Annotated in this window: 13 protein-coding genes; 11 read left to right on the top strand and 2 right to left on the bottom strand. The window is 64.0% G+C overall.

The window, feature by feature from the left end:
* The first annotated feature begins 30 nt into the window (after positions 1-30).
* From QUE33_RS09380 to QUE33_RS09370, 3 genes are all read left to right on the top strand, one after another.
* Positions 31-264 (top strand): hypothetical protein, encoded by a 234-nt coding sequence (locus QUE33_RS09380; protein ID WP_286299432.1) that lies wholly within the window; start codon positions 31-33, stop codon positions 262-264.
* Positions 254-961 (top strand): ParA family protein, encoded by a 708-nt coding sequence (locus QUE33_RS09375; protein ID WP_286299431.1) that lies wholly within the window; start codon positions 254-256, stop codon positions 959-961. The genes QUE33_RS09380 and QUE33_RS09375 overlap by 11 nt, the downstream gene beginning before the upstream one ends.
* A 482-nt stretch (positions 962-1,443) precedes the next feature.
* The gene (locus tag QUE33_RS09370; RefSeq protein WP_286299429.1) at positions 1,444-1,698 is read left to right on the top strand and encodes a glutaredoxin family protein; all 255 of its coding nucleotides are present in this window, start codon (positions 1,444-1,446) and stop codon (positions 1,696-1,698) included.
* 198 nt (positions 1,699-1,896) lie between these two features.
* On the opposite strand, the gene QUE33_RS09365 is transcribed toward QUE33_RS09370, so the two are convergent.
* Positions 1,897-2,895: a zeta toxin family protein gene (locus QUE33_RS09365; protein ID WP_286299426.1), complete on the bottom strand. Its 999-nt coding sequence runs from the start codon at positions 2,893-2,895 to the stop codon at positions 1,897-1,899.
* A gap of 776 nt (positions 2,896-3,671) precedes the next feature.
* Here QUE33_RS09365 and QUE33_RS09360 point away from each other — a divergent pair.
* Positions 3,672-3,845 carry a hypothetical protein gene (locus QUE33_RS09360; protein WP_286299424.1) on the top strand — a complete coding sequence of 58 codons (174 nt, stop codon included), beginning with the start codon at positions 3,672-3,674 and terminating at the stop codon, positions 3,843-3,845.
* A gap of 77 nt (positions 3,846-3,922) precedes the next feature.
* On the opposite strand, the gene QUE33_RS09355 is transcribed toward QUE33_RS09360, so the two are convergent.
* Positions 3,923-4,762, bottom strand: coding sequence for a hypothetical protein (locus QUE33_RS09355; protein WP_286299422.1), 840 nt, complete (start codon positions 4,760-4,762; stop codon positions 3,923-3,925).
* On the opposite strand from QUE33_RS09355, the gene QUE33_RS09350 reads away from it, so the two are divergent.
* From QUE33_RS09350 to QUE33_RS09320, 7 genes are all read left to right on the top strand, one after another.
* Complete coding sequence (locus tag QUE33_RS09350; protein WP_286299420.1) at positions 4,761-5,477, top strand: hypothetical protein; 717 nt, start codon at positions 4,761-4,763, stop codon at positions 5,475-5,477. The two genes, QUE33_RS09355 and QUE33_RS09350, sit on opposite strands and share 2 nt — an antisense overlap.
* A gap of 300 nt (positions 5,478-5,777) precedes the next feature.
* Positions 5,778-7,769 carry a phospholipase D-like domain-containing protein gene (locus QUE33_RS09345; RefSeq protein WP_286299418.1) on the top strand — a complete coding sequence of 664 codons (1,992 nt, stop codon included), beginning with the start codon at positions 5,778-5,780 and terminating at the stop codon, positions 7,767-7,769.
* Positions 7,748-9,064, top strand: a complete 1,317-nt coding sequence (locus QUE33_RS09340) for a C-terminal helicase domain-containing protein (RefSeq protein ID WP_286299415.1) — start codon at positions 7,748-7,750, stop codon at positions 9,062-9,064. Before QUE33_RS09345 ends, QUE33_RS09340 begins: the two co-directional genes overlap by 22 nt.
* Positions 9,065-9,072: 8 nt before the next feature.
* Positions 9,073-12,270, top strand: coding sequence for an Eco57I restriction-modification methylase domain-containing protein (locus tag QUE33_RS09335; protein ID WP_286299413.1), 3,198 nt, complete (start codon positions 9,073-9,075; stop codon positions 12,268-12,270).
* 122 nt (positions 12,271-12,392) lie between these two features.
* Positions 12,393-12,590 carry a hypothetical protein gene (locus QUE33_RS09330; RefSeq protein WP_286299410.1) on the top strand — a complete coding sequence of 66 codons (198 nt, stop codon included), beginning with the start codon at positions 12,393-12,395 and terminating at the stop codon, positions 12,588-12,590.
* A gap of 520 nt (positions 12,591-13,110) precedes the next feature.
* A complete protein-coding gene (locus tag QUE33_RS09325; protein WP_286299408.1) occupies positions 13,111-15,882 on the top strand; it encodes an AAA family ATPase in 2,772 nt (923 codons plus the stop codon).
* The gene (locus QUE33_RS09320; protein WP_286299407.1) at positions 15,879-16,139 is read left to right on the top strand and encodes a hypothetical protein; all 261 of its coding nucleotides are present in this window, start codon (positions 15,879-15,881) and stop codon (positions 16,137-16,139) included. The genes QUE33_RS09325 and QUE33_RS09320 overlap by 4 nt, the downstream gene beginning before the upstream one ends.
* Positions 16,140-16,141: the final 2 nt, after the last annotated feature.

The raw sequence follows: 16,141 nt of genomic DNA, 5'->3' as shown, positions 1-16,141 counted from the left end.
CAGTTTCGATACGCAAGAAGGGTGAAGACGATGTCAACGGTGACCACCATGAAGGCGCCCGACTTAGGGCACGAATTCGTGAAACCGCAGGAGGTGGCCCGTCTCATCCCGGGTCTCACCGTCAAGAAGCTCGCTGAGTGGCGATACGAGCGACGAGGCCCGGACTACTACAAGTTCGGCCGGGTGATCCTCTACGACGTGGAGGAGCTCAAGTCGTGGATCGACGCCTCAGCGATGTCGTCCGGTGACGGTCATGCTCGCTGACGTCGCCAGTACGTCGGTCGCGACGACCACTGGCGGCATGAAGATCGTCTCGGTCGTGAACCAGAAGGGCGGCATGGGCAAGACAACGATCACGATGCAGCTCGCTGCAGCGCTGTCGCGCTGGCATCGCGTACTCGTGGTGGATGTCGATCCGCAGCAGTCCACGGTCTGGTGGGCCGAGAATGCCGAGCGTCACCTGCCGTTCGACTTCGCCGGCAGCCAGCGTCCCTCTGTCCTGTCCCGGCTGTCGCACCTCGACCACGAGTACGACTTCGTACTCGTGGATACGCCGGGAAGTCTGGAGGACACTCGCACGCTCGAGGTCGTCGTCGACGCGTCGGACTTCGTCATCGTCCCGCTCGCGCCCGAACCGCTCGCCGTCGAGCCCACCATGCGGACGATTCAACGGTTCATCGAACCGCGTGGAGTCCGCTTCGCGGTCTTGCTCAACCGGATCGATCCGCGAATCCACGGCCAGCTGGAGACGTGGAAGGAACTCCTCGACGTCACCCTCGGTGTGCCGCGCCTCGACGCGTGCCTGCGCCAATACAAGGCGCAGGCTGACGCGCCGGTGCTCGGGAGTCTGGTCACGACCGTCCGCGACAACCGGAACACCCAGGGTGCCATCTGGGACGTAACGCGGCTCGGGCTCGAGGTGACCGAGCAGCTGAGCCCACAGCTGCAGGGAGCGTGGTGAATCATGGGCCAGGTCGACCTGAATGAACGTCTCAGCGGGACGCGGGTGCGGCTCGACCGTCAGCGAAGTCGGGCGCCGGAGCCGGTGCCCAAGTTCTTGCGTCTCACGCGAAAAGAGACCCGCGTTCGCGAGGACCAGTACACGGAGCTGACGGTGCTGACCCGGTCGCTCATGCGACAGCGGATCTCGAAGCGCGAGCGCATCACCGAGAACACCCTCATCCGCGTCGCCATCGACCTCCTCCTCGCGCACCGCGACCAGCTCCGCGGCTCGGACGAGGACGAACTCCGGCGCTCCGTGACTTCCGGAGTTCCAGACTTCCGAAGTCCGCGAGCTACAGACAGGGAAAGTTCGGAAGTGTCGGAGTCCAGGGCTCCAGAAGCTCGGGACTCCCGAAGTAACAGAGTCTCGAAGTCTCGAAGTCCCGGAGAGCGCAACCTCGGAAGTTCTGCGAAGTCCGGGCCAGAGCGGAGGAGCGCATCATGACGCACGTGACGGTGTACTCGACCGGGCCCTCGTGCCAGCGCTGCCGACTCACCTGTCAGCGGCTCGACGCGCTGGGCATCCGATACGACCTCGTCGACATCCACGCTGAACACAACGCCGAGATCCGCGCGTTCCTCGTCGACGAACTCGGCTACCGCGAGGCCCCGGTCATCGAAGCAGGAGATGCGCGTTGGTCGGGCTTCCGCCCCGATCTCATCGACGGGCTCGCTTCTGGTCTCGGAATCGGTTGACGTGGACAAGAAGGCGGTGCGGAGCAGCACCGCCGGCTGCAAGAGAGTAGTGAGCGCCGTCACTGGTCCGTTCCGCGCTTTCGCGGCATATCCTCCCTCGCTGGCGCTCGGTCCGGTATTCCACGACGCGGCACTACCCAGCCCACCGCCCACTAGGAATCGGCAGCTATCCGGACGGCGCCACAATGCGCGGTCGACTCACCGGGAGATCGAAGGCCCAGGCTCCGCAGGGGTGACCGTAGGGGCGGCCACATCGACGATCTCTGGCTGCACCCGCAAGCGCTTGAGAGCAGCGAGATCCGTTGCCAGCTTCTGCTGCTGAATCCTCACGACCTCGGAACCGGGCGGCACGGGCAGCTCCGGCACGACGCGTCGAATCGCCATCTCATGCAGCGCGACGAGGGACTCTAGGGCGGGGGTGGGGAGAGTTCGCAGGGACCGTGCGTACTCGGTCATGTGGCGAAGCTCGCTCAACCACTGTGTCGCCTCGAGAGCACTCATCGGCTCTGATCGTGAAGTGCTCAGCGCGACGGATGCGCCGCTCAGCATCCCAGATTCTGACCGTTCGGCATCGAAAACGCTCACACCGTGCTGATCGAGCATGGATACGCGCCCGACCAACGGGCTGTCAGCGGCAGCCACGATCAGTGCGCTCACGTCCCGCATACTCCGCTCATTCTCTGCAGGGGTGACGAACTCCGCCGGCTGCCTTTCCTGCATGCGGCGCAGACCACGTGACGTTGCCGCGAGCAGGCTTTGGTCATCGCGCGCAGCGACCGTGACGACGTGCACGTCATAGCCGGAATCAGCAAACCGTAGCGCCACGCGCAGCGCCGTATCCGGAGTCCGGAACTCGCCTTCAAGAAGCAAGGAGTACCCGCTCGCGCGCGCATGACTGATGCTGGTCTGCAGCCAGGACGCCGCAAGCTCAGACAACTCGTTCCGACCCGCCGGGGACTGCCGGAACCGTGTGTCCAAGTACCTCGGGTGGAAGGCCTGCAGGTCTTCGATCGAGATCGGAACGAGGTCACTGTCATGCTCACGACGGAGCCGCGTGATCACACGTCCCGTGCCGGCGGCCGGCGCACCTGCCAGAAGCACGAACGTCGGGGTCTCACTCGGACGGGCGCCATCGAACAGCGACCGCAGGATGACATCCTGCACCCGTCCGGCATCCACCGACTCACCGTCAGCCACGCGACCGCTCCGGGGTCGATCGAGTGGATGCTCGCACAGCTGCGAGACGCGAAGCGATGCCGTCGCGGTCGAACCCGTCCGTGTCGTACATTTCGGACCGCAACTGCCGAACTAGGGCAACGGTGTCGTCGTCAGGGCGAGCGGTTTCAGTCATCACAGCGGCGATGGTTGAACGGAGCTCTTCACGCAAGGCGTCGTAAAGCACCGCATCATTCACTCGCCATGGCGAGGGGCGCTCGGACATATGGACTCCTTGCCGCGAGCTTACCAATGGTGCCGGTCGCACGACCCGCCCTGCAAGGTTGCCGTGTCAGAGGCGCCCCGTACGATCGCCGTGGGCCGGGAACGGGGACCGGTGTGGGATCGAGCAAGCGTCTCGCGGAACTATACGACAGGTACGCGGCTGAGAAACACCTCGCGAGGCTGCTGAAGGAAGCGCCCCTCCAATCGCTCACCTCCCGAGAGGTGGAACTGGACCGACTGCCGGTGACGATCTACCCGCGCCCAGGAGGATGTCAGGGCTGGGTGCGGATCGGGCCACACGCGGTCCGTGTCTCGGCCAGGGTCGTGCGGACGACTCCGCGTGCTGCCGGGATTGAGTTCGTCGTCGAGGAACGCACAGTACGGTGCTGGGTCTGGGGTTCGGCCGTCGACGTGGAAGCAGCGGACGAGGGAGCGTAGGGTCAAATTTCATGGGCGCACCATCTGAGTGGATCGCCGCACGCGGACTCCGGCCAGTGAGCGCCGATCCAAGCGAACTCGGGATTCCCGACCACGTGCTGAACGACGTGGAACTCTCGCTCGCAGCCAAAGGACTGTTCGCGCTACTCGTCGCGTCTCAAGGGCAACCCATCGACCCGTTTGACGACGCGCTCGAAGACAACGCCGACATCTCGGCGGCGATCGATGAGCTTCTCGGGGCCGGGCTGGCTGTCCGCGTCGCGAGATGAGCGTAGCGGTGGCCGACGGAAGGCAGCGGCACCAGCGTTCCCGCGCGCCGATATGGATGCCCGACAGGTCCGGTCATTCAGCTTCGGCCGCGGCGCTTGCGGCGCTTCTTCGGAGGCGTTCGCAGGTATCCGAGAGAACGGAGCTGGTCTTCGGCCGGCCGAGGAAGGTTGCCGCGCACCTTCTCGAACCACGTCGGGATCACACGCTTCATGCGGGTGACGGCAGGACGCGTCAGGGCGCTGTGATGGCGGAGGATCAGCTCGTAGACGAATCGCCCCTCGCTGATTCGCGCATCGCTTAGCCACTGCTCGAGAGCGGGTTCGAGGGAGGCCGCTGTCTTCTGGTTTCGGGGGAGCGTGTCGAATATGTCTAGCGCGCGAAGCCGAGCCCTCGTGTTCGTCGCTCGAATCAACTCCTGACCGGCATTGGCCAGCGCGGCGTCCGCGATTCCGGCCGAGGCGATGGCGGTCAGCGTCGTGACGGGGGCGATGCTCTCAACAGCGGCCTCCCACAACGTCGTTCTGGAGGAGATATCGGCGCGTGTGGCGTAGAGTTCCCACGTCTCGTCAGGGACAGAGGAGAGTCGTGCGCTGGCGAGCATCTCGGTGACCTCTGATGCTGGGGGTCCGGTTTCGATCCACCCGTGAAGCGCCGTGGTGTCGCCGCTCTGCGTGATGTACGGCTGCAACGAGTCCAGGCGCAATGGCGTTACTTGCTCGCCAGCGCGGAGCAGCGCGTGGTGCACTGCGATAAGTGCGCCGACCATCCATTTCCGACGGCCATTCACCCCTGGCAGCCTTTCCACAAGGTCATCGAGCACAAGGCGCAGCACCGTGACTGGTTCGGAGTGCAGGCCTTGCAGCACGGACGACGACGCCATCGCGCCATACCAATTGTCGCACGCGGTGTCACACATGATCGCCGTCGCTTCCGACGCACTCGGCACTCTCGAGCTAGTCCTTCGAGACCCCACGGAAGGGATCCGTATCCCGCTGTTTGGTGTCTATCCGGTCGCGCGTCAAGCGCTAGAGGCAGGCGCCTACGGGATCTGGATGATCGCGCCGGACAACCCCAGACTGCGGCGAACACGAGCGCTCCGTATCCAGGTTCAGGAGTCTCGCGAGGAGATGAGCTTGATCACCGAATTTCTCAAGGACCGTGGCACGGACGACATGCCGCTAAAGAAAAAGAAGGCGCGTGAACGACAGAAGCAGGCGCGGCGAGAGAGCCGTGTCGACAAGATCGCTGTGGTCGCCGCGGCCGCGGGCTTGCCCACGACCGAGGTCAAGAAGGGCGTGTCGAGTATGCGAACGCTCCTCGACGAGGTCGACGCGCACCGCCCAGCCCCCATCGCGACGACGCGCGCCGTCTGGCAGTACCTTTCCGGGCTTGCGCACCCGTCGCTGCTCCGCGCGATCCAGGCGTCTGACCTGGACCAGTCTGACACTCAAGACCCGCAAGTGCAGCACGTCCGCATGACTGCGAAGGAAGACATGGTGCTACTCGCACTCGACGTCGCACTGACAGTTGTCGGTGACCTGCTCGACACGGCTGCCACGCGCGCCAGCAACCCCGCAGTCAGGTGGCGGCGCGACGACCTGGGACTCCCACCGGGATGGCGACTGCGGTAACGACCTGCCTCACCCTGCTTGCCCGTACGTCGGAACGATGCAGCCGTGTGTTGGTCAGAACCGGTCTCCCGTAACGACGTCCAACCACCATCCCCTTGCGGGCATGGCGCGGTAGCGGGGCCGATTCGCGCGAAGCGCCTCGCAGCACTTCAATGATGTCGGCCCTTTCTCCGGGTGTGCGCGGCATGAAATGTCCGGCCGTCCCGGTAGACATGCGAGTGGTGCCCGAGGCTCACTTATACGCTCTTATACGCTGAGCACGCGGGCCAACCGCGGTCGAACCATGAGCGTAGGAGCAGCGTGACCCGAATCTTCGACAACATCGAGCTTGCGCTCGGTGAACATCTCGTCGCCACGTTGAAGGAGTCCGACCGCATCGACGCCGCGGTCGGATACTTCAACCTCCGCGGGTGGAAGCTGTTCGGAGACGTTGTCGCCGACCGTGAACCGGCTGACCACGCAGTCGCCCGTGTGCTCATCGGCATGGTTCACGGTGACCCGGAGGAACAGGTCATGGCGCACCTTCAGCGCACTCTGGAGGGCGGTCAGGAGTCCGATGACATTGACCGGAAGACCGCGCAGGCGCGGCTGAAGCAAGCCAAGCTGAAGTTTCGTCAGCAGCTCATGCGCGGAGCTCCGACTAAGCAGGATGAGGAGACGATTCGCGCGCTCCGCGAGCAACTCGCGGATGGTCGGGCAGCCATCAAGTTGTTCACCCGGCGCCCGCTGCATGGCAAGACCTACATCTGTCACCGCCAGGACAAAATCACGCCCGTCGTCGCCTACGTCGGCTCGTCGAACCTGACTACCTCGGGTCTCGCGTCGAACTTCGAGCTCAACGTGGACGTGGTCGACTCCGACGGCGCGAAGAAGCTCGATGGCTGGTTCGAGGCCAGGTGGGATGACCCGTTCGCGGTCGATGTCACGGCAGACCTCATCGAGATCATCGACGAGTCGTGGGCCAGCGAAACCCTGCTCTCGCCTTACGAGGTGTATCTGAAGGTGTGCTGGCACCTGTCGCGTGACGTGCGTGAGGGACTCATTGAGTACACGCTTCCGCCCTCGATGCGGAACCAGCTTCTCGAGTACCAGGAGAGCGCGGTCAAGACCCTCAGCCGCCGCATCATGACGCGCGGCGGGGCGATGCTTGGCGACGTCGTCGGCCTTGGGAAAACCATCACGGCCACGGCCACAGCGATGATGCTCAACGAGGCGGAGGGCTATCGCACGCTCATCGTTTGTCCGCCGAACCTCGAGAAGATGTGGTGGGACTACAAGGAGAAGTACGAGCTCAACGCCACAGTCGTGCCGTACTCGATGGCGGCCAAGCGTTTTCCGAACCTGGGCCGGTATCAGTTCGTCATCGTCGACGAGTCGCACACCATGCGTAGCGACACCCGGCAGGACTATAAGGCGCTCCTGGAGTACATCCGCAATTACGACTGCAAGGTGCTCCTGCTCACGGCAACTCCGTACAACATCCGGTTCCGCGATGTCGCAAATCAGCTCGGTCTCTACCTGGAGCCGGACGAGGACCTCGGGCTGCAGCCCGTAGTGGCGATGTCCAAGGACGACAAGTTCGCTGACCGTGTCGATGGCAAGACCAGCACGCTTGAAGCCTTCCGTCGTAGCGACGAACCCGACGACTGGAAACGCTTGATGAGTGAGCACCTCATCCGCCGCACCCGGTCGTTCATCCGCAAGAACTACGCGCTAAAGGACGCGGATGGCACCGAGTACCTGATGTTCGCGAACGGGACGAAGTTCACCTTCCCGAACCGAGTGCCAAAGCCGCTGGTGCACTCATTCGGCGAGGGCGACCCGGCGGCCAAGATGGAATCGGTAGCGACTCTCGACACCATCGACAACCTTGTGCTCCCGCGCTACAACCTGTCCGCGTACCTGAAGAAGACGCTGCAACTGACGGCCGACGAGAAGAAGGTCGTCGAGAGGTTCGAGCGTGGCAGCGGCCACCTTCTCGGATTCGTTCGCAGCGGTCTCTACAAGCGGCTCTCTAGCGCCGGCTACTCGTTCATGCTTTCGCTTGAGCGGCATATCGCACGCAACGAGCTCTACGTCTACGCAATCGAGAACGAACTCGACCTGCCGCTCGGCACGCTCCTGGACCCGATGCTGACGTCATCGGAATCCGATGACGATGCGGAAGAGGACTACGAGGAGTCGAGCCGCCTGCTACCGGCACCGCGCAGCTGCAGTACGAGTCGCTCAAAGCGAACGCACCGAAGGACGTCCGGTGGATTCGTCCGACGGTGTTCAACGAGCTGCTCCTGAAGGACCTGCACGCGGACACCGACGCGCTCAAGGCACTGCTCGCCGAGTTCGGCGACTGGTCAACCGAGGTCGACTCAAAGCTCGACGCCATCGTGAAGCTTCTGACCGAGACGCACCCGGAGGAGAAGGTACTCATCTTCACCGAGTACAAGGACACCGCGAACTACGTCGCCGACGCGCTCATCGCGGCCGGCATCGAAAGAGTGGGAATCGCAAGCGGCGCGACCCAGAACCCGACCGAGGTCGCGAGACGCTTCTCGCCGCGGTCGAACATGATTGGGTCGGCGACGCTCGACGAAGTGGAACTCGAGTCGCTCATCGACCCTGCGGCGGAGTACCGCGTTCTCGTCTCCACCGACGTTCTATCGGAGGGCCAGAACCTGCAGGACGCCCACATCGTCGTGAACTACGACCTGCCCTGGGCAATCATCCGACTCATCCAGCGGGCCGGACGCGTCGACCGCGTTGGTCAGAAGGCGGACGAGGTTCTGATTTACAGCCTCTGGCATGAAGGCGTCGAGGAGGTTCTGCGACTCCGGGAACGCATCGCCGAACGCCTGCGCGCCAACGCCGAAGTGTTCGGGAGTGACGAGCAGTTCTTCGGGTCCGACGAAGAGGTCAAGGTCATCGAGGACCTCTACAAAGGCAAGCTCAATGAGAGTGAGATTGACCAAGAGGTGGATGCGTCCAGCCTCGCCTACGAGGTGTGGAATGCCGCGGAGACGGAGAACGAGCAGCTCGCGCACAGGGTTCGTGACCTGCCTGACCTCGTCTACGCGACCAGGCCCGCTCTTTCCGAGCGCGACCTAAACGGCGTGGTCTGTTACGTCCGAACCGAGAACGACAACGACGGATTCGGGTTCGGCTCGTCGGAGGGCATCCGCCTCCTCACGGGCCAGGAGGCACTCGCGCGGTTCAAGTGCGAACCTGACACGCCGGCGCTGGCCGCTCGCTCCGACCATTTCCCGCTCCTCGTTCAAATGGCGCAGGGAAACCTCGTCCAGGGAACTAATGTCGAGGGCCGGCTGAACGGTGTCCGCAAGCGCGTTTGGAACCGGCTCAACGGCACACTCGCGACGAACTCTGTGGACGTCGCGGACGCACTCGAGGCCCTATTCCGCAGGCCGCTGACGAAGGAGGCCGAGAAGCGATTCTCAACGGCGCTCGCCGCACGCAGTGACGTCGACGACCTGGTGGACCTCCTCTTGCTCCTGCACAGGGACGGCAGGCTGGTCGTGGATATCGCGGCCGCAGACCCGATTCACATTGTCTGCTCGATGGGAGTTGTCGTATGAGTCGGCGGATGGACCTGGTCAACGCGGGCGACCTGAGAACCCTGTTCCTCGAAGTGCTCTTCTGGGACCGACCGGACCAGGAGTCGCTGACCATCGAGGTCGAGGGAGTCACTTACCGACTCGAGCAGGTTGCGGGCTACGCGGGACTTCGCGTCTGGCTCTGCCGCCAGGTACCGGACCGCCGCACACAGCGTCTCATCGACAAAGAACTTCAGCGGGTCTCCACCGAACGCCTTCTCGTCTTCGCCGACGAACGACTCCAGGAGTGGCGTTGGCTCCAGTCCTCCGACGCAGAAGGAGCTGGCCAGCCACGTCTTGTGACCCACCGGCACTTGGTTGGGTCGGTGAACCCGGCGCTCGACCAGCGTTTGGAGATGATTTCAGTCGGGCTCAACGACAACCCGAGCTTGCTGGAAATGCTCCGGCAAATGCGTCGAGCCTTCGACGCCGAGCAAGTCACGCGACGCTTCTATCGAGACTTCATCGAGAAGCAGAAGGCGCTGTCGGCAGCTACATCCGGGATTGACGACGAGGCGAATCGCGACTGGTACGCCGCCACCACGATGAACCGTCTCATGTTCGTCTACTTCATGCAGCGCAAGGGATTCATGGACGGAGACACGGACTACCTCCGGACACGCCTCGACCGCTTGAAGATTCTGTCCGCGGAAAGCAACCATTTCTACAGCTTCTACCGCGACTTCCTAGTGCCGCTGTTCCACAAGGGCCTGGGCGAAAAGCACCCTGTGTACGACGACCCGACGACGAAGGCTCTCATCGGCGACGTTCGGTACATCAATGGTGGAATCTTCTCGTTGCACGAGCTAGAGCGTGACTACGACATTGATATCCCGGACGCCGCGTTCGCGGACGTGTTCGACCTCTTCGACCGCTATCAGTGGCATCTCGACGACCGAGATGGCGCAAACCAGAACGAAATCAACCCGGACGTTCTGGGTTACATCTTTGAGCAGTTCATCAACCAGAAGCAGATGGGTGCGTACTACACGAAGGAGGACGTGACGCACTTCATGACGTCCTCCACGGTGCTCCCTGTCGTCATGGAGCGCTTCCGGAACCACGGGCTGGAACTCTGGGCGGCGCTGGCAAACAACCCTGACCGGTACATCTGGGATGGCCTCGCCTACGGTACGACGACGAGCTTTCCTCCGGCCGTTGAGGGGGAACGTTCGCTGGTCTCTCGTCCGGCCTGGGCGGGCGTAGCAACCGATGACGTCGGTCTCGCCGGTGAGCGCTGGTGGGAAGCGGACTACCGACGGCAGCAACACGGCGCGCTCCGCCAGCAGCTCGCGTCAGGCGAGATTGACTCGGTAGACGCCGCTGTCTCCGCAAACATCGACCTGGAGACTTTGCTCGTCGACGTCATCGACACGACACGAGACCCGGACACCATCCACGCGATGTGGGAAACGCTGACCTCACTTCGAATCGTGGACCCGACTTGCGGCTCAGGTGCCTTCCTCTTCGCCGCGTTGAAGGTGTTGCTCCCGCTATACAGCGCAGTGCTCGAGGCGGCGCAGTCCGTGGACTCAAGCGACCACGCAGCGCTTACGAAGTTGCTGGCGGACGTGGACTCCCATCCGAACACCGAGTACTTCCTTCTGAAGCACGCGAGCCTCAACAATCTGTACGGCGTCGACATCATGAAGGAGGCGGTGGAGGTTGCTCGACTCCGACTGTTCCTCAAGCTGGTGTCGGCCATTGACGAGAAGAACAAGCTCGAACCGCTGCCGGACCTCGACTTCAACATCAAGCCCGGCAACATCCTCGTGGGTGCACTCTCGGCAGATGAGATTGAGGCGACAACAAGCACCGACCTCATTGGCGGGCTGACCGCAAGCTCGGTCGCGGACTCGGCGCGGAGGATTGCCGAAGCCTTCGCGCTGTATCGGGATGCGCAGGAGGACGAGGACCCTGACCAGGACCTGCGTCAGATGCGGACTGACCTTCATGAACTCCTCGACCAGGAGCGCGAGGCGGTCAACCGGCAGTACTACGCGGCGCGCGAGCGAGCGGAGTCGTTCGAAGGCTGGGTCTCTTCGCATCACCCGTTCCACTGGTTCATCGAGTTCCCAGAGGTGTTCGACCGTGGCGGCTTCGACGCTGTGTGTGGAAACCCTCCCTACGTTCCACTCACGGATGTCACGGATTACAGCTTCAGTGGGTTCCAGACCGACCGCCTCCCTGACATCTACGCGCCCTGCACCGAGCGTGCAGCTCAGATTGTGAACGAGCACGGCCGACTGTCGCTCATCGTGCCGATTTCATGCACGTTCGGAGACGAGTTCGGCTTGTTGCGGAAGGTGCTGAAGGAACGCTTCGCCACCCTCTGGGTGAGCAACTTCTCCCGCAATCCCGCCGCTCTCTTCGATGCGGGCCTGGGCGTTCGGTCGACGATTCTCGTCGGAAGCGTCTCAGGCACCCGTAAGTCGGTCTCGGTCACCAAGACTCACCGCTGGTATGAAGCCTTCCGGCCTGCCCTGTTCGAGACCCTTCGCTACACAGAACTGCCACCCGCCGTCGAGTCACGCCATGGGTGGGTTCGACTGCCGAGCGAGGGCTTCGGCACATTGCTCGGGAAGCTCGCCGACGGACGCTCTGGCGCACTGGCCGCGCAGGAGCGGGCCCGGGCACGGAATGCGTCGATTGGGTTCAAAGGCGCGACGTTGTACTGGCTGTCGGTATTCCTCGAGGACCCGCCGGCGTACACCCGAGATGGGCAGCCGGTTGCCCAGTCCAACATCAAACGAATCTGGGTCGAAGATGAGCGTTCTGCGCTTCTTACTCTCGCGGTTCTGTCGTCGAAGCTGGCGTTCGTCTGGTGGTGGGCCACCGGCGACGACTTCAACGTCACCAGCGGCGTCCTGAAGAACACGCCCGTCGACCCAGGCAGACTCACGGTCGAGACTCAGAACGAGCTCGTCGCGGCAGCCAGGGCGTTGGTCGAGGACTACCCGAATCACCTAGCGTTCACTCCCTACGCCGGCAAGTTCATGGGCAACGTCGTCCTCTCAGAGATGCGGAACATCACCGACCGAGTCGACCACGCGCTTGCCGCTGAGTTCGGCTACGTCGGCGAACTAGCCGACCTGGAACTCGCGTACGCGTGTGCCTACAAACCGACCGGTGACCGTCCCGGCGTACTTCGCTACGACCCTTTCGCGGATGCGTCCAGCGGCGGGTAACGGGGCCGGGGCAGTCACCTGCCACAGCTCGTCATGCGTGCAAGGTGGAGCGCGTCGTTATGCAGGCGCCCGCAGCCGCCGCGCTCAAACTCGTTGCAGGGAACTTCCTTGAAGGCGAATTGATGAGTTCCGGCCCGGAGTGGACTCTGGAGCTTGCCATGGATCGGCAGATGATCGACGCGGTTCTCGACGAGCTCGCTCAGCGCGGTCCTCAGTCCTCGGCCATCGTCACCGCAACAAGAGGCCCCGACTCGGCAGCCGCCGCCGCCCGACGGGCTGCCGTGAAACGACGGGAGCATGAACACCCGGAATGGGTGTGAAGCCAATGGCTGGCTACCGGTACGAGCAAACGCATGCCGGTCGGTGAGCGGGCGGCCGCGGTCGCTAGTCAGCGGGTCCTGCGATCGCGACATGTTAGCCGACCGCGCCGACTACCGATGCACTCAAGACCCGTGCGCGAACATGCCCGATGAACGCGCGTCTTGCGAACCCCGAGAAGCGCGCTGGAACGACCCCCTGAAGCGCCACTGATGAGACAAGCGAATAGTGCGATGCACGCAGGCACTTTCTGTGAATACTCTGGCGAGATAGGCAACTTCGACGTATTCTGATGGTGTGCGTGGAGGACTCGAGCGCTGGAAACGGGGTGCGGGCTCACAGGGAGTTCGGCAGGCGATGGCGTACGCGTTCCGTGGATCTTGCGACTCGCATCTTCGAGCGGTCGGCGTCGACGCTCTGGGTGCGTACAGCCAGATCAACGGCGCAACCGTGACCCGGTTCGTCATCGAATCCGGGAGGATCACCGATGACGAGCTGGACGCGGAACAGCTCACGAAGTGGGTGGACGGGCGCGACCCGGATACCGGGGAGCTGCGAGGGCGCGAGCTCGCCTCGCCGGCCTCGGACCTGATCCTGGACAGCACGATCAACGCGTCGAAGTCCTTCAGCATCGCTGCGCTGCTGCATCCGGAGCTTGGCCGCGCGTTTGAGTCGTTGCAGGATCGGCTGCGCGATCGAATCGTCACGACATGGGAGCGCGAGCTGAATGCTCGACGTGGTGCGGGCGGCCGGATCCGCGAACGTCTGGCGCGCCTTGAGGTCGTCGAGTTGCAGCATCGGCGGTCTCGTGCGCTGGATCCTCATATTCATCGGCATCTGTGGTTGAACGTGCGGGTGTGCGGGGTGGATGGAAAGTGGTCCAATGTCGACTCGCGCGTCGCCATGCGCGTGCAGAACCTCGTCAATGCTGAGGGGGAGCTCGCCGCGCGAACCGACCCGGAGTGGCGGGCGGCGTTGGCCGCCCACGGCTTCACGTTGGATGCGGACGGTGAGATCGCGCAGTTCGCGCACCTCGTGCGGTCGGTGTCTCGTCGCTCGAACCAGATCGAAGCGAACAGAGCGGTGCTGCTCGAAGAATGGAAGACGGACCATCCTGGGGAGACCCCCAGCCCGGACGTCGTTCAGATGATCGACCGCCGCGCGTGGGCGATCAACCGCCCAGACAAGCCGAGCATGGTGAACGAGGACGAGTGGTCCGAGCTGACGAAGCAGGAGCTCCTTCAGCTCGACACCACTGTGCTCACGCCGCGGTCACCCGTGGTCCCGTCCGGCCGCGGTATCGAGTGGGTCGATCGTGACTTGCTCGCCCGGCGCGCTGTAGTCGATGCTGACGATCGGTCCCGGGCGAGCAACGGTCGCTTCAGCGTGCTTGACATCCGTGCCGGTGCTGCGCGAGCCGTGGCATCCTCGGGCATAGTCGCCGACCGCGATCACCTGCAGCACGTCATCGACGACATCACCGCGCGCGCCCTGGCTCACACGAGAGACCTGATCCCAGACGATCTTGACAAGCCGCAGCATGTGAAGGCTCTCGTGACACACGCGTTCGCGCAGCTCAAGTCCGATCTGGGCGCCAGGCTCAGCAACCTGAGCGACGAACCCTCGCGGGAAACGCCCATCGACGCTGTTGCGAAGCAGGTGATCGCGGAGGGCGGATTGGACCCGTCACAACGCGCCGCGGCCAGGACGGTCGCCGATGCTGGTCGGCTCGTGACTGTCACCGGGCCGGCGGGTACTGGTAAGACGACGATGCTGCGGGCGGCGCGGGCCGCGCTCGAAGTGCAGGGGAGGCGCTTGATGATTGTTGCCCCGACGCGAAAGGCGGCCGCGGTCGCGAGCCGCGAGATCGGAGCGCATGGAACGAGCATCCATGCCCTCCTCGCTGACCATGGCTGGAAGTGGGGCAAGGACGATGCCGGCGCCGACGTCTGGTGGCGGCTGCGCCCTGGCCAAACAGACCCATCGACCGGCCGGATCTACCGGGGGCCGCGACAGTACCCTCTCGATGCGCAGGCCCGAATCGTCGTGGACGAGGCCGGGATGCTTGACCTCAACGCTGCCGACGCCCTGGCCCAGGTGGCGATCGAGACCGGCGCTGGTATCGCTCTGGTCGGGGATCCGCTCCAAGCAAGTCCCGTGGGTCACGCGGGAGCGATGGCGCTTGCGCAGCGACGTGCCGGCCAACATGTGGAGCTGACAGGGATGCATCGCTTCGACGACCCCGAGTACGCGGCTCTCACGTTGCGGCTCCGTTCCGCGGAGACGATCTTCGATGCAGTGGAGACCGCCGCAGCGCTTCAGCAGCAGGGCCACGTCCGGCGAGTGGCTGATCTCGACGGTGCGCGGAGCGCGCTCGTCCGGGGCTACTTCGAGCATCACGGGCGTGGTAGGTCCGTCGCCATCGTCACAGCGACGAACGAGGAGGCGGCATACCTCAATGACGCCATCCAGCAGGAGCGCGTCGCACGGGAACAGATCAGCACGCGGCGGATCGCGATCGGTGCGGAGGAGCAGCGCATCCTTGAAGGGGACATCGTCCAGACCCGTCGTAACGACCGCGCGGCCGGAGTCGAGAATCGTGCGACGTGGCAGGTCACCCGGATCGGGCCGACCGTACTTGAACTGCAGCGGATCGACGACGCGGCCGACATCCGAGTCGTCTCGCTCGAGTACGCCGCGGACTACGTCCACCTGGCCTATGCCACGACCGTGCATGGCATCCAGGGTGAGACGACCGATACGTCGCTCGTGGGGCCGGATGTTGACGCCTCCGGCCTGTATGTCGGGCTCACTCGCGGGCGACGACACAATGAAGTCGTCGTCGTCGCGCACTCCGAGGCCGCGGCTCGGGAAGAGCTGGCCAACGAGATGATGCGCGGCTTGCCGGAACCGGACCTCGCGGATGCCGTCGTTGCGGCGAACCGAGATCTGCGCCGTTCCGCGCGGGATGAGACCTCTGTCCCGCCGGACGCGTTGGAACTCACGCAATGGATGCACGGCGCTCGAACCGCGCTGCTCCATGCCGAGGCGGAAGATGCAGGCAGCGAGGCTCAAGCCCACGGTCGGGGGCGAAAACCTGCTCCTCGCGCCTACACCAGCCTCGACAGCGCAACGCGCGCGCGCCTGCAGGAACGACTGAACACGGCCGAGGAGATCGAAGCTCGTGACCTGGCGCACTACCTGACCGATGACGCCGAGCCCACCGACACCCGAACCCATCACCGGGAGCTGGTCACCACCGCTCCCGCATCCCAACAAGGAGGAATCCAATGAAACTCGACGATGCAGACGCGCTGCTCCAGCGGGTCGGAACGATCGCGATCATGTACTACCCGGCGTTGCCAGCCGACTCCCCGGAGTACCAACTCAAAGAGGACATCGACTGGTGCCTCGACGACCTCGCGGTGGAGGAAGTGAGTTCCGAACTCCGTGAGCTGATCGGGCGCACAGTGGTCGACCCCACCGGTCACCGTGAAGCTCTGACCGCGTTCGTCTACGGCACTGTGGCGGGTGCCGAGTCCACGGAGTGAGC

The organism is Microbacterium suwonense, assembly GCF_030296555.1.
Classification (GTDB): domain Bacteria; phylum Actinomycetota; class Actinomycetes; order Actinomycetales; family Microbacteriaceae; genus Microbacterium; species Microbacterium suwonense.
This window is presented reverse-complemented; position numbering and strand designations above follow the sequence as displayed.